The sequence below is a fragment of the Jatrophihabitans cynanchi genome, assembly GCF_027247405.1.
Lineage (GTDB): Bacteria > Actinomycetota > Actinomycetes > Mycobacteriales > Jatrophihabitantaceae > Jatrophihabitans_B > Jatrophihabitans_B cynanchi.
On sequence record NZ_CP097463.1, the window covers coordinates 3704003 to 3725951 of the forward strand.

A 21949-nucleotide genomic window follows, 5' to 3' on the forward strand; every position below is an offset into this window, starting at 1 on the left:
ACTCGATGAGCGTGAGTGCCAGAGGGACTTCGAGGACGGTACGTGGCTGACATCCCGCGCGACTACTACGACCTGCTCGGCGTGCGTAAGGACGCGACGCCCGAGGAGATCAAGCGCGCATACCGCAAGCTGGCGCGCGAACTGCACCCGGACGTGAACCCGGACGAGCACGCCGAGGACAGGTTCAAGGCGGTGACCACGGCGTACGAGGTGCTCTCGGACCCGGAGAAGCGGCGCATCGTCGACCTCGGCGGCGACCCGCTGTCCCAGGGCGGGGCAGGCACCGCGGGCAACCCGTTCGCCGGTTTCGGCGGGTTCGGGGACGTGTTCGAGGCGTTCTTCGGCGGCAGCGGGATGGGCGGCGGCCGCGGCCGGCGCAGCCGGGTCCGGGCCGGCGCCGACGCCCTGTTGCAGCTGTCGCTCACCCTCCCGGAAGCCGCGTTCGGGGTACGACGTGAACTTCAGGTCGAGACTGCCGTGGTCTGTTCGACCTGCACCGGTTCCGGGTGCGCACCGGGGACGTCGCCGCGTACCTGCGTCACCTGTGGCGGGTCCGGCGAGATCCAGTCGGTGCAGCGCTCCTTCCTCGGCCAGGTACTGACCACCCGGGCCTGCTCGGCCTGCGCGGGTACCGGCGAGCAGATCCCGACGCCCTGCCCGACCTGTGCCGGCGAGGGCCGGGTGCGCGCCCGGCGCACGATCACCGTGGACGTGCCGGCCGGCATCGAGGACGGCATGCGGATCCGGCTGTCCGGCCAGGGCGAGGTCGGCCCGGGCGGCGGACCGGCGGGCGACCTGTACGTCGAGGTGTCCGAGCAGCCGCACGAGATGTTCGTCCGCGAGGGCTCCGACCTGCACTGCACGGTCGCGGTGCCGATGACCGCGGCGGCGCTGGGCACCGACCTGGTGCTGAACACCCTGGACGGCGAGGAGAAGCTCGAGCTTCGGCCCGGGACGCAGAGCGGCGCCCAGCTGACCCTGCGCGGGCGCGGCGTGCCGCGGCTGCGCTCGTCCGCGCGGGGGGACCTGCACGTGCACATCGAGGTGCGTACCCCGACCCGGCTCGACGAGGAGCAGGAGCGGCTGCTGCGCGAACTGGCGGCACTGCGCGACGAGGACGTCACCGCGATCACGAAGAGCTCGGGCCTGTTCGGCAAGGTGCGCGACGCCTTCGGCCGGTAGGGCGTGAGCACCCCGCCGCTGTTCTTCCTCGACTACGTCCCCTTGGTCGACGTCGTGCTGCTGACCGGTGACGAGGGACGGCACGCCGGCCAGGTGCTGCGGGTCCGGGCGGGGGAGGCATTGAACCTGTCCGACGGGCGCGGCGCGCTCCTGGAGTGCGTGGTGCGCGAGGTGCGGCCGGACGGTGTGGTGCTGCGAGTGGGGTCCCGCAGCACGGTGCCGGTACCGCGGCCGCGGCTGACCGTGGTGCAGGCGCTGCCCAAGGGCGATCGCGGCGAGTTGGCGGTGGCGACGATGACCGAACTCGGCGTCGATGCGGTCGTTCCGTGGCAGGCGTCCCGGTGCGTGACGCAGTGGGTGGGCGCTCGCTCGGCGAAGTCGCTGGACAAGTGGCGGCGGACCGCGCGCGAGGCGGCCAAGCAGAGCCGGCGACCGCACGTGCCGAAGCTCGCCCCGCTGATGTCCACCGCCGAGGTCGTCGCGCTGCTGGCCGAGACGTCCGCCCTCGTGTTGCACGAGTCGGCGGACGAGCCGCTGGCCACGTGTGCCCTGCCCGACGTGGACGAGTTCGTGCTGGTGGTGGGCCCCGAGGGCGGCATCACCGAGGAGGAGCTGGCCGCGTTCGCCTCGGTCGGCGCGCGGGCCGTGCGGCTGGGCAGTCCGGTGCTGCGCACCTCGACCGCCGGCGTGGCCGCGCTGGCCGCGCTGTCGGTCCGGCTGGGCCGCTGGACCTGATCCCGCAGAGCCGGGACGCCGCGCGTTTGCCGCACGGGTGCACGGGGTAGGGGGCGGGCATGCGCATCGTCGTCACCGGGGGATCGGGCAACGTCGGTACCGCGTTGCTGCGCTGCCTGGCCGGGTCCGGCCGGCACCACGTCGTCGGCGTGAGCCGGCGCCGGCCGCCGGATGTTCCTCCCTACGACGCGGCAGAATGGGTCTGCGTCGACGTCGGCGCGAAGGACGCGATACCCGCGCTGCGCGACGCTTTCGCCGGTGCGGACGCCGTGGTGCACCTGGCCTGGGCGATCTCACCGTCGCACGACCGCGACCGGCGCAGACGTACCAACCAGAACGGGACCGCCGCGGTCGTGGCTGCCGTGCGGGCGGCCGGGGTGGGGCACCTGGTGCACCAGTCCTCCGTCGGCAGCTATGCGCCCGGCCCGGGACGCACGGTCGACGAGAGTTGGCCGGTCACCGGCATCGAGACCTCGAGCTACAGCGTGGACAAGGCGGCCGCCGAGGTGATCGTCGCGCGTGCCGAGGACCAGGTGACGGTAGCGCGGGTGCGGCCCGCGCTGATCTTCCAGGACGCCGCGGCCAGTGATGTGGCGCAGTACTTCGCCGGCCCGCTGGTGCCGCGCCTGCTCATCCGCCGCGGGGTGCTGCGGTTCGCACCGCTGCCCGCCGCGCTCGCGTTCCAGGTCGTCCACGCCGACGACGTCGCCCGGGCCCTCGAGCTGATCCTCACCCAGCGCGCCGGCGGCGCGTTCAACGTCGCGGCGCAGCCGATCATCGACCGGGATACCTGGCGCGAGGTCTTCGGCGGGGTCGGCCCGCCGGTGCCGCCGTCCGCCCTGTGCGCCGCGGCCGCGGCGACCTGGCGCGCCAGGCTGCAACCGACCGAGCCCGGGTGGCTGGACATGGCCGTGCACGCGCCGTTCCTGGACACCGGGCGGATCGAGTCGATCGGCTGGACGCCGCGGCACGACGCGCGCACGGTGCTGGGCGAGTTCATCGACGCGATGGGTCGTCGCGACTCGCACCCCGGGCCGCTGCTGCACGGCCGCCGGCGCCGGCGCGACTAGGTTGGCAGGTATGGCGAAGGACTGTCTGTTCTGCTCGATCGTCGCCGGCGAGGTACCGGCCACCACGGTGTACCAGAACGCGGACGTAGTGGCGTTCGACGATCTCAACCCGCAGGCCCCCACCCACGTGCTGGTGGTACCCCGCAAACACGTGCCCGACCTCGCCGAACTGGGCACCGATCCACACACGTCCGCCGCGCTCACCGCAGGCATCCGGGCAACCGCCGAGCACCTCGGACTGGCCGATTTCCGCACCGTGTTCAACACCGGCGCGGGCGCCCAGCAGACCGTCTTCCACGTACACGCGCACGTGCTGGCCGGGCGCGAGTTCTCCTGGCCGCCGGGCTGAGCGCGGCTGTCTCGGGTAAAAACCGGCTTGGCCCGCGCGGACGCCGGTACAGTGGGCGAGTACCTGATCACCGAGCAGAGAGCGCAACTTGTCCGATCCCACCCCTAGTCCGGATCGTGTCTCGACGGTAGTCGTCGTCCCGGGCGAGCAGGCGATGGTCGCCCTGCTCGGTACGCGCGATGAGTTGCTGCAGGTGATCGAGGGCAGCCTCGCCAGCGACATCCACGTTCGCGGCAACGAGATCACGATCACCGGCGCACCCGCGGACAACGCCGTCGCGGTCCGGCTCATCGAAGAACTTCTCGAACTGATCCGCGCCGGGCAGAACCTCACCCCCGACGCCGTCAGCCGCGCCGTCGGCATTCTCGGCGCCGGCACCGGTGAGCGGCCCGCCGAGGTGCTCAGCCTGTCCATCCTGTCGCGGCGCGGAAAGAACATCCGGCCCAAGACGCTGAACCAGAAGCGGTACGTCGACGCGATCGACCAGCACACCGTCGTCTTCGGCATCGGGCCCGCCGGCACCGGCAAGACGTACCTGGCCGTGGCCAAGGCGGTGCAGGCGCTGCAGGCCAAGCAGGTCAGCCGGATCATCCTGACCCGGCCGGCGGTCGAGGCCGGCGAGCGGCTCGGCTTCCTGCCCGGCACGCTGTTCGAGAAGATCGACCCCTACCTGCGGCCGCTGTTCGACGCGCTGCACGACATGCTCGACCCGGACTCGATCCCGCGGCTGATGCAGGCGGGCACCATCGAGATCGCCCCGCTCGCCTACATGCGCGGGCGCACCCTCTCGGACGCGTTCATCATTCTGGACGAGGCGCAGAACACCACGGCCGAACAGATGAAGATGTTCCTCACCCGGCTGGGTTTCGACTCGCGGATGGTGGTGACGGGCGACATCACGCAGGTCGACCTGCCCGGCGACACCCGCAGTGGGCTGCGCGTGGTGCGCGACATCCTCGGTGACATCGAGGACATCCACTTCTCCTACCTGAGCGCCAGCGACGTGGTCCGGCACCGGCTCGTCGGCAACATCGTCGACGCCTACGAGCGTTACGACGCGCGCTCGGCCACGGCAGAGCAGCAGCGCGCGAAGCCCGGCCGCAGATGATCGAGGTCAACAACGAGTCGGGCGCCGACGTCGACGAGGCGGCGCTGGTCACGCTCGGCCGGTTCGTCCTGGAGCGGATGGGCATCAACCCGGCCGCCGAACTCTCGATCGTCCTGCTGGACACCGAGGCGATGGCCGCGCTGCACGTGCAGTGGATGGACCTGCCCGGCCCGACCGATGTGATGGCCTTCCCGATGGACGGCGCCGACAGCCCGGACGCGCGGCTCGACCCGACCGCGCCGCCGGGCACCGACGAGCCGGCCGCGGAGGCGATGCTCGGCGACGTCGTCCTGTGCCCGGCCGTCGCCGCCGACCAGGCCGCGTCGGCAGGCCACTCGGTCGAGGCCGAACTGCACCTGCTGTGCACACACGGCGTCTTGCACCTGCTCGGCTACGACCACGGCGACCCGGACGAGGAACGCGAGATGTTCGAGCTGCAGGCCGAACTCGTCGGCGAGTGGGCGAAGCGCTCCGGCCGCGGACCGATCCGCGCACCGCTGCCCGGCACCGGCGGCGAGGTCCGCGATACCGCGGGGCGCGGGCGCTAGTTTCATGAACAGCGCCGACATCATCGCGCTCGTGGTCGCGATCTGCCTGGTGCCCATCGGCGGCCTGCTCGCCTGCGTCGACTCGGCCCTGGCGCGGATCTCGGTCGCGCGGGTCGAGGAGTACCTGCGCGAGGAGCACAGGGGCGCCAAGGCGCTCAGCGTGATCATGGGCGACCGGGCCCGGTACACCAACTTGCTGCTGCTGCTGCGCGTCGTCTGCGAGCTGACCGCGACCGTGCTCGCGGCGATCGTCGCCCGCTCGCAGTTCGGCGCCCGCTGGCCCGTCCCGATGATCACGATCGCGATCATGGTGGTCATCTCGTACGCAGTGATCGGGGTCGGGCCGCGCACGCTCGGCCGTCAGCACCCCTACGCGGTGGCGCTCGCCGGGGCCGGGTCGGTCAAGGCGCTGGGCCGCGTGTTCGGCCCGCTCGCCTCGCTGCTCACCCTGTTCGGCAACGCGATCACACCCGGACGTGGCTTTCGTGACGGCCCGTTCTCGTCCGAGATCGAACTGCGCGAGCTCGTCGACATGGCCGAGCAGCGCGGCGTGGTCGAGCACGGTGAGCGGGAGATGATCCAGTCGGTGTTCGCGCTGGGCGACACGATCGCGCGTGAGGTGATGGTGCCGCGCACCGACGTCGTCTGGATCGAGCACACCAAGACCGTGCCGCAGGCGCTCGCCCTCGCGCTTCGCAGCGGGTTCTCCCGGCTGCCGGTCACCGGCGAGAGCGCCGACGACGTACTCGGCGTCGCCTACCTCAAGGACCTCGCGCGGCGCGCTCAGGACGCCGAGCGGGCCCGCACCACGCGCGTCGAGGAGGTGATGCGGGTAGCCAGCTACGTCCCGGAGTCCAAGCCGGTCGACGAGCTGCTGCGCGAGATGCAGGCGGCGCGCACCCACATCGCCATCGTCATCGACGAGTACGGCGGGACGGCCGGGCTGGTCACGATCGAGGACATCCTGGAGGAGATCGTCGGCGAGATCACCGACGAGTACGACGACGAGCGGCCGCCGATCGAGCGCATCGACGACGACACCGCCCGGGTCAGCGCGCGCCTCGCCGTCGAGGACCTGGCCGAGCTGTTCGACGTCACCGTGCCCGATCGCGACGACGTCGAGACCGTGGGCGGGTTGCTGGCCGAGTCGCTCGGGCGGGTCCCGATTCCTGGCGCGCACACCCGCGCGTACGGCCTGGAGTTGATCGCCGAGAACGCAGGTGGACGCCGCAACCGGATCGACACCGTGCTCGTGCGACGCTTGGCCGAACCGGAGGCCGGCGCCGAGACCAGCGAGGACGCGCATGAGCGAGCTTGATCCAGAGGACGCGAAGCTGCTGACGCTCGCGCGTTCGGCCCGGGCGCGCACCCGGGTCGAGCAGGGGGCGGCCGTGCGCGACACCGACGGGCGCACCTACGTGGCCGCCACCGTGACGTTGCCGTCGTTGCGGTTGAGCGCACTGCAGGTGGCTGTCGCGATGGCGGTGTCCTCCGGTGCACTCGGGCTGGAGGCGGCGGTGGTGTTCGGCGACGACGCGACCGACGAGGCGGGTGCTGCGGCGGTGCGAGATGTCGCGCCCGATGCGCTCGTGTTCACCATCGCGGGCTGAGCGGGTTCGCGCCGGGTCGGCTAGCGCCGCCGGGTTGCCTCCGCCGGTAGTGAAGGGGCGCACCGACGGCCTTGATCGCGCGGCTCGCGCTGCCGGGGTCGCGTTTCGTCCTTGGTGAAAGGCGCACCGACGGTGGCAGTTCGCCTCCGGGTCGGCTCGCCCTGCCGAGTCGCGTTCCGGACGTGGTGGGCAGCGCGACGATGGTGGCGGTTGCTCTCGTGCCTGGCTCGCGCTGCTGGGTCGCGCTTCGTGCGTGGTGAAAGGCGCACCGACGGTGACGGTTGCTCTCGCGCCTGGCTCGCGCTGCCGGGTCGCCCCTTGCGCTGGGCTGCTGGGTTTGCGTCTGTCGTGGTCGAGTCCCGATGCGCATGTTCCGATCGCCCGAAAATTCGCCGAGGAATCTCCAGTAACGGCGTGTTTCGGGTGAAATCTGTCGGTGACACCTGCTATTATCGCTAGCATGTTCGGCAGTGACGTCAACCCGGAAGCCGGCACCGTGCTGGCCGAACTGGACACCGTGTTGCAGCGGCTGAACACCCTGGTGCTGGACTCTCACAGCGACAGCGAAGTCCTGGCCCTGTGGCGCGAACTGGAACACCGGCGCCGCACCCTCGCCCCGATCGATCACGCCCTCATCGCCCAGTTGCAGACCCGCAACGTCCCGCACACCCTCGGCGAGCGTTCGATGACGACACTGGCGCGCAGCGTGCTGCGGGTCGGCATCGGCGAGGCCAAAGCCCGCGTCGTCGCGGCCGAAGCACTCGGACCGCGCCGCACCCTGCTCGGCGAACCCCTCGAACCCCTCTACCCGGTCCTGGCCGCGGCGCAAGCCGCCGGTCAGGTGTCCGAACCGGCCGCGAAGCTGATCGTGCACACCATCGAACAGCTCCCCGACGCGGTACGGGCCGAGGTCGACCGGGACCTCGAACACACCCTCACGAAGCAGGCCGGCGAGCTGGACCTGGACCAACTACGCACCCTGACCCGGCACGTGTCCGCGCTGCTGGACCCGGACGGGCTGCTCACCCAAGAAGCCCAGCGGCAACGCCAACGCGAGGTCAACCTGGCCATCCGCCCCGACGGGTCCGGCCGGTTGAGCGGCAACTGCACCGTCGAGTTGACCGAATGGATCAGAACCATCTTCGACACGCTCGCCAAACCCAAGCCTGCCACCACCGGCGCCACCACCGGCGGCGCCACTACCGACAGCACCGCCGGCGGCGCCACGGACGCGGCGGCGAAGGACCCCAGGACTGCGCCGCAACGGCGCCACGACGCGCTCCTGGAGGCGCTCAAACTCACCGCCCGCGCCGAACTGCTGCCCGACTGCGGCGGCATCTCCAGCACCCTGCTACTCAGCATGACCCGCGAGGCGTTCCTCACCGGCACCGGCACCGCCACCACCGGACACGGCACCATCGTGCACGCGAAAACGGCGCGCGAGTGGGCCGGCGGCGGGGACACCCTCGTACAACCCGTCTGGATCAACCAACACCGGCGCATCGAAGCCCTCGGCACCCCCTGCCGCATCTTCACCCGCCAACAACGCCACGCCCTGATCATCCGAGACAAAGGCTGCTCATTCCCCGGCTGCGACGCACCCCCACAACACTGCCAAGTCCACCACATCGTGCCCTGGGCCGACGGCGGACCCACCCACATCGACAACGGCTGCCTACTCTGCACCTACCACCACCGCACGTTCGAACGCCTCGGCTGGGTGTGCACGATGTTGAAGGGGGTCCCGCACTGGGTCCCACCCGCCTGGACAGGCAACCAAACCCCCATCCGCAACACCGCACACGACCCACGACCGAGCTTTCCCCTGAAGACATAGGGCAAGCGGCGCCAAGTCGTGTCATCGGATGCCAAGCTGGGAATCCCGAGCCTCTCGGCACGATCCCTCCCTCGCGCATCTGCAGACGAGCGGGCGTCTGCTTCGTTCCGCAGATCGCCCGCGTTGTGCCCCGTAGATCGGCATAACCGTGCGCGCGGCGTCCCGGGCAGCTGCGTGCTGCCTAATGTGGGCGAGGTGTCGCACCGGAGTTGGCTCGCATTGTTCGTCATCGACGTCGCTGACCTGGACCGCGGCGCTGCCTTCTGGAGCGCCGCGCTCCGGGGCACCGTCGTGCAGCAACCGTATGGCGCGACGACGACTGGCCAGCTTGGTGACCGACTGTTGGTCCAGGCCGGCCTGACATCGCCACAACTCACGCCGACTACGGCGCATCCGGTCGCTTCTTCCAGCGTGGCCGGACTCTCGTTTCACGTGTCCGTGCCGCCGACCGCTCAGCGACCGACCACCCGGCGCAGCAGTTTCGCCGGGTCCATACGTACGTATGGCAACTCGACGGCGCGGGTATCCGTGGCAGGTCAGCGGGACGGCAGAAGTTCGGCCACGGCTCCGAGTGCGAGCGCCCAGTCCGGGGTGCTGGGATCGATCATCGTGTAGTGGTCGCCGGCCGTCTCGATCAGCACCGCGTCGCCACCGGCCGCCGCAGCGGCCGCGACATAGGCCCGGCTCTGCGCGATCGGCACCTCGTCGTCGGCGGCCGAGTGCAGGCACACCACCCGCGGCGGCACGGGGACCCGGCCGAGCGGGTCGGCGGCCGCGTACCGGTCGGGGACCTCGTCCGGCCGGCCTCCGAGCAGATCCAGCACCGCCGTGTGGCCGACCCCGGTCGTCGCGGCCGTGACCAGGTCGAGCACCCCGGCCTGCGCGATGACCCCGGTCAAGGCGACGCGGGGCCGGCTGCGTCCGGCAGCCCAGACGGCGAGGTGACCGCCGGCCGAATGCCCGATCGCGACCAGCCGAGCGGTGTCGACACCGAGGTCGGCCAGATGATCGATCCCGGCGGCGACGTCGTCGAGCGTGCGAGGCCAGCCGCCACCGACACTCACCCGTCGGTACTCGAGATTCCACGCGACGTAGCCGCGGGCCGCCAGGTCGGCGGCGAGCGGGCGGCCCAGCGAGCAGTCGTAGCGAGCCCGCCAGAAACCACCGTGGATCACCACGACCGTGCCCAGCGCTCGCTCGGCGGACGGTAGGTAGAGCTCGCCGAACTGCGCGGGGTCAGGACCGTAGCTGTGCCGCTCCATCAGCGCCCCCGAAGAAGCACGTTGGCCAGCGCCACCGCGTTCACCGAGGTGTCCGTGACCACGGTCTTGATCACCGTAAGGCCTGCGCCACGCGTAAAGGCACAAACCCAGTCGCGCCCGCGATCGTGCGGATCGAAGCTCGTGCGGTAGACCACGCCGACCGTGCCGCCGTGCAGTTGGACCTGCGAGCCGGACGTTCCCGCACGCGCGAGCAGCACCATCGCGTTGTGCGCGGCGAGATCGGTGCCGTACCGCGACGTGACGATCGAGATCACCGGCTGCTTCGGACCGGGCAAGTGCTCGGACGTCGCCAGCGGCGAACCCTGCAGCGCGAAGAAGTTGCAACCGATCACCGTCCCGCCGCTGCGCAGCACCGTGATCCGAGCCAGCCGCATGCCGACGTTGTCGGCCGCCGTCCGCGTGGCCATAAGCGGGCAGCTGCGGGCGCCGGCCGCTGTCGTCGGGCCGGCGACGATCGGGTGCGGGTCCGGTGCGACGCTGCGGGTGGCCGTCTTGGTGTGCGTGACGGTGACGTCCGGAGTGACCGGTGCGCGCGAGGGTGTGGACGTGCACGAGGCGAGCGGCGCGGCGGCACACGCGGCCAGGATCAGCAGCACCCGTCGCACGTCGCCCCCCGTCGTCCCGGGCCGGTGCCCGCTGCGGCCAGTATTGCAATCGCCGGAATCTGGGAGGATGGCGTGATGGTCTTCCGCTCCGGCTTCGCCTGCTTCGTCGGCCGCCCCAACGCCGGGAAGTCGACGCTGACGAACGCCCTGGTCGGTAGCAAGATCGTGATCACCAGCGCGAAGCCACAGACCACCAGGCACGCGGTGCGCGGCATCGTGACCCGTGCGGACGCCCAGCTGATCCTCGTCGACACGCCCGGCCTGCACCGGCCGCGCACCCTGCTCGGCGAGCGGCTCAACGACATCGTCCGCACCACGCTGGCCGAGGTCGACGTGATCGGGTTCTGCGTGCCCGCCGACGAGAAGGTCGGGCCGGGCGACCGGTTCATCGCGGCCGAACTTGCGGCGTTACGCGCCCCCGTGGTGGCGATCGTGACCAAGACCGACTCGGCGAGCCGCAAGCAGGTCGCCGAGCAGCTCATCGCGGTGTCCCGGCTGGGCGAGTTCGCCGACATCGTCCCGGTGTCCGCGGTCGCGGGGGAGCAGGTCGGCGTGCTCGCCGACGTGTTGGTGGGCCACCTGCCCGAGGGTCCGCTGCTGTACCCCGAGGACGTGCAGACCGACAACGACACCGAGACCCGCATCGCCGAGCTCATCCGCGAGGCCGCGCTGGAGGGCGTGCGCGACGAACTGCCGCACTCGATTGCGGTGACGATCGACGAGATCCGCCTGCGCGAGAACAACCCCGGGATCACCGAGGTGTTCGCGACCATTCACCTCGAACGCAGCAGCCAGAAGGGCATCGTGATCGGGCACAAGGGCTCGCGACTGAAGGCGATCGGCACCACCGCGCGCGCCGGGATCGGCGAACTGCTGGACACCCGGGTGCACCTCGATCTGCACGTCGCCGTCGAGGCCGACTGGCAGCGCGACCCGAAAAAGCTCGACCGGTTGGGGTTCTAGGCACCGTGCTCGACACCTACCGCGCGGTCTTCCGCGTGCCGGGCTCGGCCGCGTTCTGCGCGGCCGGCTTCGTCATGCGCCTGCCGTACGCGATCTATCCGGTCGGACTCGTGCTGATCGTGTCCGCGCAGACCGGCCGCTACACGTTCGCCGGTGCCCTGGCCGGGATCTACGTGGCGGCGAACGGGGTGGGCAATCCGGTGCTCGCCCGGCTCGTCGACCGGTTGGGCCAGCACCGGGTGCTGCTGCCCGCGACGGCTGCGCATGTTCTCGGACTGCTCGTGCTCGGCGTCCTGATCAAGACCGACAGCCCGCTGTGGACGTACGTCCCCCCGACGATGCTGGCCGGGTTCGCCTACCTCGCGGTGGGCTCGCTGACCCGCACCCGCTGGTCCTTCGTACTGGCCGGACGTCCGGAGCTGAGCACCGCGTACTCGGTGGAGTCGACCATCGACGAGGTGGTGTTCACGCTCGGTCCGCTGATCGCGACCGTGCTGGCGACCCAGGCAGACCCGGTGCTGGTGCTCGTGGTCGGCGGCGCACTCGTCGCCGCCGGCGCGTTGCTGCTCCGCCCGCAGCGGGCCACCGAGCCCCCGGCTCACGAAGCGGGTGCGCCGCGCGGCGCCTCCGCGCTGCTCGCCCGCGGGATGGTGTTGCTCACCCTGACGGCGGTGGCGATGGGCGCGATCTTCGCCAGCGCCGAGGTGACCATGGTCGCGTTCGCCGGCCAGCACGGCGACCGGGTGGCCAGCGGCATCCTGCTGGCCTGCTTCGCGGCGGGCAGTGGCGTCGCCGGATTCGGCTACGGCGCGCGGCACTGGTCCGGGACGGTGCTGGTGCGCTTCCGGCTGCAGGCACTGATCTTCGGCGCGCTGCCGTTGCTGTTCCTCATCGCCCCGAACGTCCCGGTGCTGGCGGTGTGTGCGTTCGTCGTCGGACTCGGCATCGCGCCGACGTTGATCACCGCGTTCGGGCTGATCGAGCAGCTCGTCGCGTCCAGCGCGCTCGCCGAGGGGCTGGCCTGGCTGACCACCGGGCTGAGCATCGGCTACGGCGCCGGCTCCAGCCTGGTCGGGCCGATCGCCGATGCGCACGGGGCGCGGCTGGCGTTCACCGTCACCGTCGGCGCCGGGCTCGCCATGGCCGCGCTGGCGCTGGTGCTGTATCGCCGCCTGTCGCCCGCGTCGGAGCCGGTCACCGTCGGATAGCAGTGCGAGGATTGGGCGGTGATGACCGCGACCATCGGAGAGCGCCGTGCCGCTCTACCGTGACGACGCGGTCGTCCTGCGGGTGCACAAGCTCGGTGAGGCCGACCGGATCGTCACGCTACTGACCCGCCGCCACGGCCGGGTGCGCGCCGTGGGCAAGGGGGTGCGCCGGACCTCGTCCAAGTTCGGTGCCCGGCTCGAGCCCGGCAGCCACATCGACGTCCAACTGCATTCGCGGCTACCCGAGGGACAGGCACCCGCGGGCGGCAGGCGCGGCCTGGACCTGGTCACCCAGACCGAGTCGCTCGGCGCGTACGGCGCCCAACTGGCCAACGACTACCCGGCCTGGACGGCCGTGTCGGCCATCTGCGAGACGGCCGAGCGGCTGACCGAGGAGGGCGAGCCGGCGTTGCGGCTCTACCTGCTGCTGGTCGGCGCGCTCAAGGCGCTGGTCGCGCGCGAGCACGACGCCGGGCTGGTGCTCGACGCGTTCTTGATCCGGGCCATGGCGAACGCGGGGTGGGAGCCGGCGCTGCGCGAGTGCGCCACCTGCTCGGCCCCCGGCCCGCACGCCGCGTTCAACGTGCCCGCCGGCGGAGCGGTGTGCGAGCGGTGCCGTCCGCCCGGTTCGGCGCGGCCGGCGGGGGAGACGGTGGCGCTGATGACCGCGCTGCTCGGCGGCGAGTGGCCGGTGGCCGATGCCAGCGCGGCGGGGCACCGGCGTGAGGCGAGCGGGCTGATCGCGGCGCACCTGCAGTGGCACCTCGAGCGCGGGTTGCGCTCGCTGCCACTGGTCGACCGCGTGTGAGCGCGAGCTCGCCGCGGGCTCAGGGCCACGCGGGTACCGTGTCCGGGTGACCTGGCCCGATCCGCCGCCGCACCGCACCGGAGCCCGGCCGCCGCAGATCCCGGCGGCCCTGGTACCCAAGCACGTCGCGATCGTGATGGACGGAAACGGACGCTGGGCGCACGCGCGCGGCCTGCCCCGCATCGAGGGGCACCGCGCCGGCGAGGCGAGCCTGATGGACGTCCTGCACGGGGCGATGGAGCTGGGGGTCGGCACGATCTCGGCCTACGCGTTCTCCACCGAGAACTGGCGCCGCTCGCCGGAGGAGGTCCGCTTCCTGATGGGCTTCAACAAGGACGTCATCCGGCGGCGCCGCGACGAGCTGGCGGCGCTGGGCGTTCGGATCCGCTGGGCCGGCCGGCGGCCGCGGTTGTGGCGCAGCGTGATCGACCAGCTCGAGGACGCCGAGCAGTTCACCCGCGACAACGACCGGCTCACCCTGCAGTTCTGCGTCAACTACGGCGGCCGCGCCGAGATCGTCGACGCCACCCGCGCCATTGCCCGTGACGTCGCGGCCGGCAAGCTGAAGGCGAACAAGATCGACGAGCGGACCATCGGCGCCTACCTCGACGAGCCGGGTCTGCCCGACGTGGACCTGTTCATCCGCACGTCCGGTGAGCAGCGCACGTCCAACTTCCTGCTCTGGCAGTCGGCCTATGCGGAACTGGTCTTCATCGACACGCCCTGGCCGGACTTCGACCGCACCCACCTGTGGGCCGCCTGCCTGTCCTACGCGCAGCGGGACCGCCGCTTCGGCGCGGCCGGGCCGGTGGCCGCCCCGGTCGTCACGGCGCAGCAGCCGTGATCTCGGTGACCCACTTCGCCGCCGGCGGCGAGCAGTCCGGCGACTTCGCCGAGCGCGCCCGCACCGCGCTCGGCGTGCTCGCGCAACGACCCGGCTTCCTGCGCGGCAGCCTGGGCCGGTCGACGGACGGGCCGGGCGAGTGGGTACTGATCACCGAGTGGGAGAACGTGGGGTCCTACCGCCGCGCCCTCGGCGCGTACGAGGTCAAGCTGCACGCGGCGCCGCTGCTCGGCGAGGCGCTCGACCTGCCCAGCTCGTTCGAGCCGCTGCTCGAGATCGCGCCCGGCGGTGCGGCGATCACCCGCGCCAGCGACCGGGAACCGGCCGGCGATGACTGACGCGACCGTGCGCGCCTGGCGGGTGCTGCTCGCCTACCGCACCGAAGTGTTGCGGGGGGTGCGCTGGGGTGCGAGCGCGCTGTGGCTGGTACTGCTGGCGCGCGAGTGCTACTACGAGGGCGTCCCGTTCGACCGCGAGGGCCTGCTGCTGTGGGTGGCCACCGGCGCGGCCGCGTTCACCATCGGCCGCCGCGCGCTCTGGACGGTGCTCGTCGACTTCCTGCCGTTCGCCGCGGTGCTTATCGCCTACGACTATCTGCGCGGTTTCGCCGACACGCTCGGCATGCCCACCTGGTGGCATCCGCAGGTCGATGTCGACCGGTTCCTGTCCTTCGGCAGGGAGCCCACCGTCTGGCTGCAGGAGAAGCTGAAGTACCCGGACGTGCGCTGGTGGGACGTCGTGGTGTGCCTGTGCTACATCTCCTTCTTCCTGCTCCCGTACGTCACCGCCGGGGTGCTCTGGATCCGCGGCCGTGCCGACTTCCATCGCTGGGCGGGCCGGTTCGTCACGCTGTCCTTCCTCGGCTTCGGGCTGTTCGCCCTGATCCCCGCCGCGCCGCCGTGGGCCGCCGCGCGCTGCACCGCCGCCCAGGTCGCCGACCATCCGTCCAACCCCGGCTGCCTCGGACTGGACGGCCGGTTCGTCCCGAGCGGCGGCATCCTGGGCCGGATGAGCGAGGTCCGGCCGGGCGCGAACCCCTGGGTGGAGCGGCTGTCCGGCAAGGGCTGGAGCGAACTGCACCTGACCGTGGCGCAGTCGCTGCTGCGCAAGGGCCAGGGCACGGTCGACCTGGTCGCCGCCGTCCCGTCGCTGCACCTCGGCGGGACGATGCTGTTCGTGCTGTTCATGTGGGGCCGGGTGAACAAGTGGTGGCGGCCGCTGCTCGTCGCGTACCCGATCGTGATGACCTTCAGCCTGGTCTACTCGGCCGAGCACTTCCTCGCCGACTGCCTGGCCGGCGCCCTGCTCGCGTTCGGCGTGCACTTCGCGTTCAGTCGCTTCGAGCGGTGGCGAAAGGCACGCAAGGCGGCCGATACGCTGGAGCCGCCAGATCCGACCGAGCGCAGCGTGGAGTCCTCGTGCCCGACAGAAACGACAGTGTCGTCAACCTGAGCAAGCGGCGCGGGTTCGTCTTCCCCTCCAGCGAGATCTACGGCGGCACGCGATCGGCGTGGGACTACGGGCCGCTCGGCGTCGAGCTCAAGGAGAACGTCCGGCGGCAGTGGTGGAAGAACATGGTCACCGGCCGCGACGACATCGTCGGGATCGATTCGGCCGTGATCCTGGCGACGGACGTGTGGCGGGCATCCGGCCACCTGGAGGTGTTCACCGACCCGCTGGTCGAGTGCCTCAACTGCCACAAGCGCAACCGGGCCGACCAGTTGGAGGAGGCCTTCGAGGCCAAGCACGGGCGCGCGCCGGAGGGGCTGGCCGAGGTGCCCTGCCCGCACTGCGGCACGCGTGGGCGATGGACCGAGCCGCGCGACTTCAACATGATGCTCAAGACGTTCCTCGGGCCGGTGGAGTCGGAGGAGAACGTGTATTACCTGCGCCCGGAGACGGCGCAGGGCATCTTCGTCAACTTCCTGAACGTCATGACGACGGCACGCAAGAAGCCGCCGTTCGGCATCGCCCAGGTCGGCAAGAGCTTCCGCAACGAGATCACGCCCGGCAACTTCATCTTCCGGACCCGCGAGTTCGAGCAGATGGAGATGGAGTTCTTCGTCGAGCCGGGCACCGACGCGCAGTGGCACGAGTACTGGCTGCAGCAGCGCTGGGACTGGTACACCGACCTGGGGATCGACCCGGCGAACCTGCGCTTCTTCGAGCACCCGAAGGAGAAGCTGTCGCACTACTCGACCCGCACCGTCGACATCGAGTACCGCTTCGGCTTCGGCGGCACCGAGTTCGCCGAACTCGAGGGCATCGCGAACCGCACCGACTTCGACCTCAAGACGCATTCGGCGCACTCCGGGACGGACCTGACGTACTTCGACCAGGAGAAGAACGAGCGCTGGACGCCGTACGTGATAGAGCCCGCCGCCGGTCTGACCCGGGCGGTGCTCGCGTTCCTGCTCGACGCGTACAGCGAGGACGAGGCGCCGAACGCGAAGGGCGTGCCGGAGAAGCGGACCGTGCTGCGCCTGGACAAGCGGCTGGCGCCGGTCAAGGCCGCGGTGCTGCCGCTCTCGCGCAACGCCGACCTCTCGCCGGTGGCGCGCGATCTGGCCGCCGAACTGCGCCGGAACTGGAACGTCGAGTTCGACGACGCGCAGGCGATCGGCCGGCGCTACCGGCGCCAGGACGAGATCGGCACCCCGTTCTGTATCACGGTGGACTTCGACACCCTCCAAGACCGTGCGGTCACCGTGCGCGAGCGCGATTCGATGCAGCAGAACCGCATCGCGCTCGAGCAGGTGCAGGCATACTTGGCGACGAATTTGGCAGGTGTCTGACCGGGCCGGTCGTAGGCGGCCCGGTCGTCAGCGGAGGGAAGACCGGACATGACCTACCCCGGATCGGGGGAGCCGCCGTACGGCGGCGACCAGCAGAATCCAGCGCAGCCCTACGGCCGGCCGCCGGCGCAGCCCGGCTACGGTCCACCGACCCAACCTCAACCGGCCCAGCCCGGGTATGGGCAGCCGGGCTACGGCCGGCCGCCGGCGCAGCCTCCGCAACAGCCGGCCGGCTATCCGCAGCAGCCGGGATACGGCCAGCCGGGCTACGGCCAACAGCCTGCGTATGGTCAGCCCGGGTACGGCCAGCAACCGCCCGGCTATCCGCCCGCCGCTTACCCGGGTGCGGGCGGTCAACCGCCCGGCTATCCGCCCGCCGCGTACCCGGGTGCGGGTGGTCAGCCGCCGGTCAAGGGCGGCAACCGCACCGCGCTCATCGCCGCGATCGTGGCCGTGCTGCTGGTCGGCGGCGGGCTGTTGACCTACTTCCTGGTCAAGGGCGATGGCGGCAAGGCCAAGCCCGTCGCGCATACCGGTGCTCCCACCTCCCACGCGTCCGGCACCGCGGTGCCGACCGAGTCGTCGTTCCCGACCGAATCGTCCTTCCCGTCCGGGTCGTCCGCTCCGACGGACATCTCCTTCCCCAGCGGGTCGACGCTGCCGACCGGGAACACCAACCCGGGCACGGCGCCGGACGAGCAGGCCGCCCGAGCGGTGGTGAAGTCGTACCTGCAGGCGGTTGCCGACGGCGACAAGACCGAGGCGGTTCCGTTGATCTGCGGCAGCTTCATGTCCGAGTGGCAGGCGAACCACACCGACGTCTTCTCGGCGGGCATCAGCCACATCGACTTCACCTTCCACCAGTCGGCACCGGACTCCTCCGGCGGGCTGGCGATGGAGTACACCCTGAAGTACAAGGTCGACGCCAAGGACTACTCAGACGACGTGGTCTTCCTCGTCGCGGACGACTCCGGCCCGAAGATCTGCGGCATCGCCACGCAGTGAGCGAGCGTGCCGGCGAACAAGGGCACGGTGGCACTGGCACCATGAAGGCATGACCGAGGCACAGTTGGCGACGGCACCACTGGTGCTGTCGCCGACCGTGTCCGCCGATCCGCCGGTCGTGCTCGCGCCGATGGCCGGGATCACCAACACCGCGTTCCGCCGGCTGTGCCGCGAGCAGCTGGCGGCGGCGAACGGGGGTGCGGCCGGGGGACTGTTCGTCAGCGAGATGATCACCACCAGGGCGCTGGTGGAGCGCAACGCGAAGACGATGCGGCTGATCCGGTTCGAGCCGGACGAGTGGCCGCGCAGCGTGCAGCTCTACGGCATCGACCCGGACGTCGTCGGCGCGGCGGTGCGCATGATCGTCCAGGACGACCTGGCCGACCACGTCGACCTGAACTTCGGCTGCCCGGTGCCCAAGGTCACCCGCAAGGGCGGCGGCTCGGCGTTGCCGTGGCGGATCGAGCTGTTCGCGGACATCGTGAACGCGGCGGTCCGCAACGCAGCGGGAGCGGTGCCGGTCACGGTCAAGATGCGCATCGGCATCGACGCCGAGCACCACACCTACCGCGAGGCCGCGCTGCGCGCCCAGGACGCCGGCGTCAAGCAGGTGGCGCTGCACGGGCGGACCGCGGCCGACTTCTACGGCGGGACGGCGGACTGGGCCCCGATCGCCGAACTGGCCGACCTGCTGGACATCCCGGTGCTCGGCAACGGCGATATCTGGGAGGCCGACGACGCGCTGCGGATGGTGCGCGAGACCGGCTGCGCGGGTGTCGTGGTCGGGCGCGGTTGCCTGGGCCGGCCGTGGCTGTTCGCCGATCTGGCGCGCGCGTTCACCGGCAGCCCCGGGCGCGCGATGCCTGATTTGGCCGGAGTGGTCAGGACGATGCGCCGGCATGCCGAACTGCTGGCACAGTGGCTCGGCGACGAGGCGCGCGGCGTCATCGACTTCCGCAAGCACGTGGCCTGGTACCTCAAGGGCTTCGCGGTCGGCAGCGACCTGCGCACCGCGATGGCGTCCTCGTCCAGCCTGGCCGAGCTCGATGACCTGTTCGCCCGGCTGGACCTGACCCAGCCGTTCCCGCCGGCCGTCCTCGGCCGACCGCGCGGGCGCACCACGGGCACCCGCACGGTCGCGCTGCCCGAGGGCTGGCTCGCATCCCGCGGCTCCCGTTCCGTCCCGGTGGGTGCGGAGCTGGACCACAGCGGCGGCTAGCCGCGTCAGCGCGTTGCGCGGGGATAGCTAGGCTTTTGTTCGACGGCGCTTGTTTCGACGCAGCGGCACAGGACGGGAGCACGCAGATGCCCAAGTACGTGTACGACTTCGCCGAGGGCAGCAAGGACATGAAGGACTTGCTGGGCGGCAAGGGAGCGAACCTGGCCGAGATGACGAATCTGGGGCTGCCGGTGCCGCCCGGGTTCACGATCACCACCGAGGCGTGCCAGGCGTACTTGAAGTCCGGCCGCGAGCCGGCGGAGCTGTCGGCGGAGGTGTCCGAGCATCTGGCGGCGCTCGAGGCGAAGATGGGCAAGAAACTCGGGCAGTCGGACGATCCGCTGCTGGTCTCGGTGCGTTCCGGCGCGAAGTTCTCGATGCCCGGGATGATGGAGACGGTCCTGAACATCGGCCTGAACGACCAGTCGGTGCGCGGGCTCGCCGCGCAGGCCGGCAACGAGCGGTTCGCGTTCGACTCCTACCGCCGGCTGATCCAGATGTTCGGCAAGACCGTGCTGGGCATCTCGGGCGAACGCTTCGAGGACGCGCTGGAGGCGGCGAAGGACGCCAAGGGCGCCACGAACGACCTGGACCTGGACGCGGAGGACCTGCGGGCGCTCGTCGAGACGTTCAAGCAGGTGGTGGTCGATCAGGCCGGGCGCCCGTTCCCGCAGGAGCCGCGCGAGCAGATGGACCTGGCGGTACGCGCGGTGTTCGAGTCGTGGAACACCGACCGCGCCGTGATCTACCGGCGGCAGGAGCGGATCCCGGCCGATCTGGGCACCGCGGTGAACATCGTGGCGATGGTGTTCGGCAACCTCGACATGGAGTCCGGCACGGGGGTCGCGTTCACCCGCGACCCGGCATCCGGTTCGCAGGGCATCTACGGCGACTACCTGCAGAACGCGCAGGGCGAGGACGTGGTGGCCGGCATCCGCAACACGGTGCCGCTGGCCGACCTGGAGCAGATCGACAAGCGTTCCTACGGCGAGCTGCTGCAGATCATGCAGACGCTGGAGGAGCACTACCTGGACCTGTGCGACATCGAGTTCACCATCGAGCGCGGCAAGCTGTGGATGCTGCAGACCCGGGTCGGCAAGCGCACCGCCGCCGCCGCGTTCCGCATCGCGACGCAGCTGGTGGACCAGGGTTTGATCGACATGGACGAGGCGGTGAACCGGGTCACCGGCGCGCAGTTGGCGCAGCTCATGTTCCCCCGCTTCGACGCGCAGTCGGCGAAGTCGGACGTCAAGCGGATCGGCACCGGCATGAACGCCTCGCCGGGCGCCGCGGTAGGCAAGGTGGTGTTCGACTCGTACACCGCGGTGAAGTGGTCCCGCAGCGGCGAGAGCGTCATCCTGGTGCGCCGCGAGACGAACCCGGACGACCTGAACGGCATGATCGCGGCAGCCGGCATCTTGACCAGCCGCGGCGGCAAGACCTCGCACGCCGCCGTCGTCGCGCGCGGGATGGGCAAGACCTGCGTGTGCGGCGCCGAGTCGCTGGACGTGAACACCAAGCAGCGGATCATGCGCGCGCCGCACGGCATCGAGGTGCACGAGGGCGATGTGATCTCGATCGACGGCACGTCCGGCGAGGTGTTCCTCGGTGAGGTGCCGGTCGTCGCCTCGCCGATCGTGCGCTACTTCGAGGGCGAACTGGACCCCGAGGCCGACGACGCCGACGACCTGGTCAAGGCCGTGGACCGGATCATGAAGCACGCCGACGGCAGGCGCCGCATGTCGGTGCGGGCCAACGCGGACACCGCAGAGGACGCTGCCCGGGCCCGCCGGTTCGGGGCGCAGGGCATCGGGCTGTGCCGCACCGAGCACATGTTCCTGGGCGAGCGGCGCCAGCTGGTCGAGCAGCTGATCCTGGCCGACACCGACGAGGAGCAGGAGCGCGAGCTCGCCGAGCTGCTCCCGCTGCAGCGCGCCGACTTCGTCGAACTGCTCGAGCAGATGGACGGGCTGCCGGTGACGATCCGGCTGCTCGATCCGCCGCTGCACGAATTCCTGCCCGACATCACCGAGCTGTCCGTGCGCGTCGCCGTCGCCGAGGCTCGTGGCGAGAAGCGCGAGGGCGACCTGCGCATGCTGCAGGCGGTGCACCGGCTGCACGAGCAGAACCCGATGCTCGGCCTGCGCGGCGTGCGACTGGGGGTGGTCATCCCGGGCCTGTTCGAGATGCAGTCCCGCGCGATCCTGGAGGCTGCGGCCGAGCGCATCAAGGCCGGCGGCGTCCCGCGCGTGGAGATCATGGTGCCGCTCGTAGCCAACGTCCAGGAGTTCGAGACCGTCAAGCAGGACATCATCCAGGTCGCCCGCGACGTCCGTTCGGAGACCGGCGTGCACCTGGAGTTCCTGGTCGGCACCATGATCGAGCTGCCTCGTGCCGCGTTGACCGCCGACCAGATCGCCGAGGCCGCCGAGTTCTTCTCCTTCGGCACCAACGACCTGACCCAGACCACCTGGGGCTTTTCCCGCGACGACGTCGAGGCCGCGTTCTTCTCCGCCTACCTGGAGAAGGGCATCTTCGGGGTCAGCCCGTTCGAGTCCCTCGACGTCGAGGGCGTCGGCGAGCTCGTCCGCATCGCCGCCGAGAAGGGCCGCTCACACCGCCCGGGCCTCAAGCTCGGCATCTGCGGCGAGCACGGCGGCGACCCGGACAGCGTGCACTTCTTCGAGCGCGTCGGGCTCGACTACGTGTCCTGCTCGCCGTTCCGCGTGCCCGTCGCCCGGCTGGAGGCGGGCCGGTCGATGACGGGTCCACGCTGATCG

21 protein-coding genes are annotated in these 21949 nt (G+C 71.0%); 19 read left to right on the top strand and 2 right to left on the bottom strand.

Features of this window, described 5'->3' with window-relative positions; translation table 11 throughout:
• Positions 1 to 51: 51 nt before the first annotated feature.
• The 9 genes from dnaJ (at position 52) to M6B22_RS18040 (ending at position 8439) form a co-directional block, all read left to right on the top strand.
• On the top strand, positions 52 to 1182 hold the full coding sequence (gene dnaJ, locus M6B22_RS18000) for a molecular chaperone DnaJ (RefSeq protein WP_407935736.1): 1131 nt from the start codon (positions 52 to 54) through the stop codon (positions 1180 to 1182).
• A gap of 3 nt (positions 1183 to 1185) precedes the next feature.
• Positions 1186 to 1917: a 16S rRNA (uracil(1498)-N(3))-methyltransferase gene (locus M6B22_RS18005; RefSeq protein ID WP_269442955.1), complete on the top strand. Its 732-nt coding sequence runs from the start codon at positions 1186 to 1188 to the stop codon at positions 1915 to 1917.
• Between the two features lie 59 nt (positions 1918 to 1976).
• Complete coding sequence (locus M6B22_RS18010) at positions 1977 to 2987, top strand: NAD-dependent epimerase/dehydratase family protein (RefSeq protein ID WP_269442956.1); 1011 nt, start codon at positions 1977 to 1979, stop codon at positions 2985 to 2987.
• Between the two features lies 1 nt (position 2988).
• Complete coding sequence (locus tag M6B22_RS18015) at positions 2989 to 3336, top strand: HIT domain-containing protein (RefSeq protein WP_407935543.1); 348 nt, start codon at positions 2989 to 2991, stop codon at positions 3334 to 3336.
• An 88-nt stretch (positions 3337 to 3424) separates the two neighbouring features.
• Positions 3425 to 4444, top strand: coding sequence for a PhoH family protein (locus tag M6B22_RS18020; protein ID WP_269442958.1), 1020 nt, complete (start codon positions 3425 to 3427; stop codon positions 4442 to 4444).
• Positions 4441 to 4992: an rRNA maturation RNase YbeY gene (gene ybeY / locus M6B22_RS18025; protein ID WP_269442959.1), complete on the top strand. Its 552-nt coding sequence runs from the start codon at positions 4441 to 4443 to the stop codon at positions 4990 to 4992. The genes M6B22_RS18020 and ybeY overlap by 4 nt, the downstream gene beginning before the upstream one ends.
• 4 nt (positions 4993 to 4996) lie before the next feature.
• Positions 4997 to 6310 (top strand): hemolysin family protein, encoded by a 1314-nt coding sequence (locus M6B22_RS18030; protein ID WP_269442960.1) that lies wholly within the window; start codon positions 4997 to 4999, stop codon positions 6308 to 6310.
• Positions 6297 to 6602 (top strand): hypothetical protein, encoded by a 306-nt coding sequence (locus M6B22_RS18035; protein ID WP_269442961.1) that lies wholly within the window; start codon positions 6297 to 6299, stop codon positions 6600 to 6602. The genes M6B22_RS18030 and M6B22_RS18035 overlap by 14 nt, the downstream gene beginning before the upstream one ends.
• Positions 6603 to 7062: 460 nt before the next feature.
• Positions 7063 to 8439: an HNH endonuclease signature motif containing protein gene (locus M6B22_RS18040; RefSeq protein WP_269442962.1), complete on the top strand. Its 1377-nt coding sequence runs from the start codon at positions 7063 to 7065 to the stop codon at positions 8437 to 8439.
• Between the two features lie 536 nt (positions 8440 to 8975).
• On the opposite strand, the gene M6B22_RS18045 is transcribed toward M6B22_RS18040, so the two are convergent.
• Both M6B22_RS18045 and M6B22_RS18050 read right to left on the bottom strand, forming a co-directional pair.
• Positions 8976 to 9701 (bottom strand): alpha/beta hydrolase family protein, encoded by a 726-nt coding sequence (locus tag M6B22_RS18045; RefSeq protein ID WP_269442963.1) that lies wholly within the window; start codon positions 9699 to 9701, stop codon positions 8976 to 8978.
• Positions 9701 to 10327: a hypothetical protein gene (locus M6B22_RS18050; protein WP_269442964.1), complete on the bottom strand. Its 627-nt coding sequence runs from the start codon at positions 10325 to 10327 to the stop codon at positions 9701 to 9703. Before M6B22_RS18050 ends, M6B22_RS18045 begins: the two co-directional genes overlap by 1 nt.
• Before the next feature lie 75 nt (positions 10328 to 10402).
• On the opposite strand from M6B22_RS18050, the gene era reads away from it, so the two are divergent.
• From era to ppdK, 10 genes are all read left to right on the top strand, one after another.
• Positions 10403 to 11290, top strand: coding sequence for a GTPase Era (gene era / locus M6B22_RS18055; protein ID WP_269442965.1), 888 nt, complete (start codon positions 10403 to 10405; stop codon positions 11288 to 11290).
• Positions 11291 to 11295: 5 nt separating this feature from the next.
• Positions 11296 to 12498: an MFS transporter gene (locus M6B22_RS18060; protein WP_269442966.1), complete on the top strand. Its 1203-nt coding sequence runs from the start codon at positions 11296 to 11298 to the stop codon at positions 12496 to 12498.
• A gap of 46 nt (positions 12499 to 12544) precedes the next feature.
• Positions 12545 to 13306, top strand: a complete 762-nt coding sequence (gene recO, locus M6B22_RS18065; protein ID WP_269442967.1) for a DNA repair protein RecO — start codon at positions 12545 to 12547, stop codon at positions 13304 to 13306.
• Positions 13307 to 13352: 46 nt separating this feature from the next.
• Complete coding sequence (locus tag M6B22_RS18070; protein ID WP_269442968.1) at positions 13353 to 14150, top strand: isoprenyl transferase; 798 nt, start codon at positions 13353 to 13355, stop codon at positions 14148 to 14150.
• Complete coding sequence (locus M6B22_RS18075; RefSeq protein ID WP_269442969.1) at positions 14147 to 14488, top strand: antibiotic biosynthesis monooxygenase family protein; 342 nt, start codon at positions 14147 to 14149, stop codon at positions 14486 to 14488. The genes M6B22_RS18070 and M6B22_RS18075 overlap by 4 nt, the downstream gene beginning before the upstream one ends.
• Positions 14481 to 15602 (top strand): phosphatase PAP2 family protein, encoded by a 1122-nt coding sequence (locus tag M6B22_RS18080; RefSeq protein WP_269442970.1) that lies wholly within the window; start codon positions 14481 to 14483, stop codon positions 15600 to 15602. Before M6B22_RS18075 ends, M6B22_RS18080 begins: the two co-directional genes overlap by 8 nt.
• Positions 15569 to 16945 (top strand): glycine--tRNA ligase, encoded by a 1377-nt coding sequence (locus M6B22_RS18085; RefSeq protein WP_269442971.1) that lies wholly within the window; start codon positions 15569 to 15571, stop codon positions 16943 to 16945. Before M6B22_RS18080 ends, M6B22_RS18085 begins: the two co-directional genes overlap by 34 nt.
• A gap of 48 nt (positions 16946 to 16993) precedes the next feature.
• Positions 16994 to 17950 (top strand): flagellar basal body-associated FliL family protein, encoded by a 957-nt coding sequence (locus M6B22_RS18090; protein WP_269442972.1) that lies wholly within the window; start codon positions 16994 to 16996, stop codon positions 17948 to 17950.
• A gap of 49 nt (positions 17951 to 17999) precedes the next feature.
• Complete coding sequence (dusB, locus tag M6B22_RS18095) at positions 18000 to 19169, top strand: tRNA dihydrouridine synthase DusB (protein WP_269442973.1); 1170 nt, start codon at positions 18000 to 18002, stop codon at positions 19167 to 19169.
• Positions 19170 to 19255: 86 nt separating this feature from the next.
• Positions 19256 to 21946, top strand: a complete 2691-nt coding sequence (gene ppdK, locus M6B22_RS18100; RefSeq protein WP_269442974.1) for a pyruvate, phosphate dikinase — start codon at positions 19256 to 19258, stop codon at positions 21944 to 21946.
• Positions 21947 to 21949 lie beyond the last annotated feature (3 nt).

Coding starts and splice junctions, on each gene's coding strand:
- M6B22_RS18030 (WP_269442960.1), top strand. CDS start 4,997: ATGAACAGCGCCGACATCATCGCGCTCGTGGTCGCGATCTGCCTGGTG.
- ybeY (WP_269442959.1), top strand. CDS start 4,441: ATGATCGAGGTCAACAACGAGTCGGGCGCCGACGTCGACGAGGCGGCG.
- M6B22_RS18045 (WP_269442963.1), bottom strand. CDS start 9,701: ATGGAGCGGCACAGCTACGGTCCTGACCCCGCGCAGTTCGGCGAGCTC.
- M6B22_RS18035 (WP_269442961.1), top strand. CDS start 6,297: ATGAGCGAGCTTGATCCAGAGGACGCGAAGCTGCTGACGCTCGCGCGT.
- dusB (WP_269442973.1), top strand. CDS start 18,000: ATGACCGAGGCACAGTTGGCGACGGCACCACTGGTGCTGTCGCCGACC.
- M6B22_RS18080 (WP_269442970.1), top strand. CDS start 14,481: ATGACTGACGCGACCGTGCGCGCCTGGCGGGTGCTGCTCGCCTACCGC.
- M6B22_RS18040 (WP_269442962.1), top strand. CDS start 7,063: ATGTTCGGCAGTGACGTCAACCCGGAAGCCGGCACCGTGCTGGCCGAA.
- era (WP_269442965.1), top strand. CDS start 10,403: ATGGTCTTCCGCTCCGGCTTCGCCTGCTTCGTCGGCCGCCCCAACGCC.
- M6B22_RS18010 (WP_269442956.1), top strand. CDS start 1,977: ATGCGCATCGTCGTCACCGGGGGATCGGGCAACGTCGGTACCGCGTTG.
- M6B22_RS18090 (WP_269442972.1), top strand. CDS start 16,994: ATGACCTACCCCGGATCGGGGGAGCCGCCGTACGGCGGCGACCAGCAG.
- ppdK (WP_269442974.1), top strand. CDS start 19,256: ATGCCCAAGTACGTGTACGACTTCGCCGAGGGCAGCAAGGACATGAAG.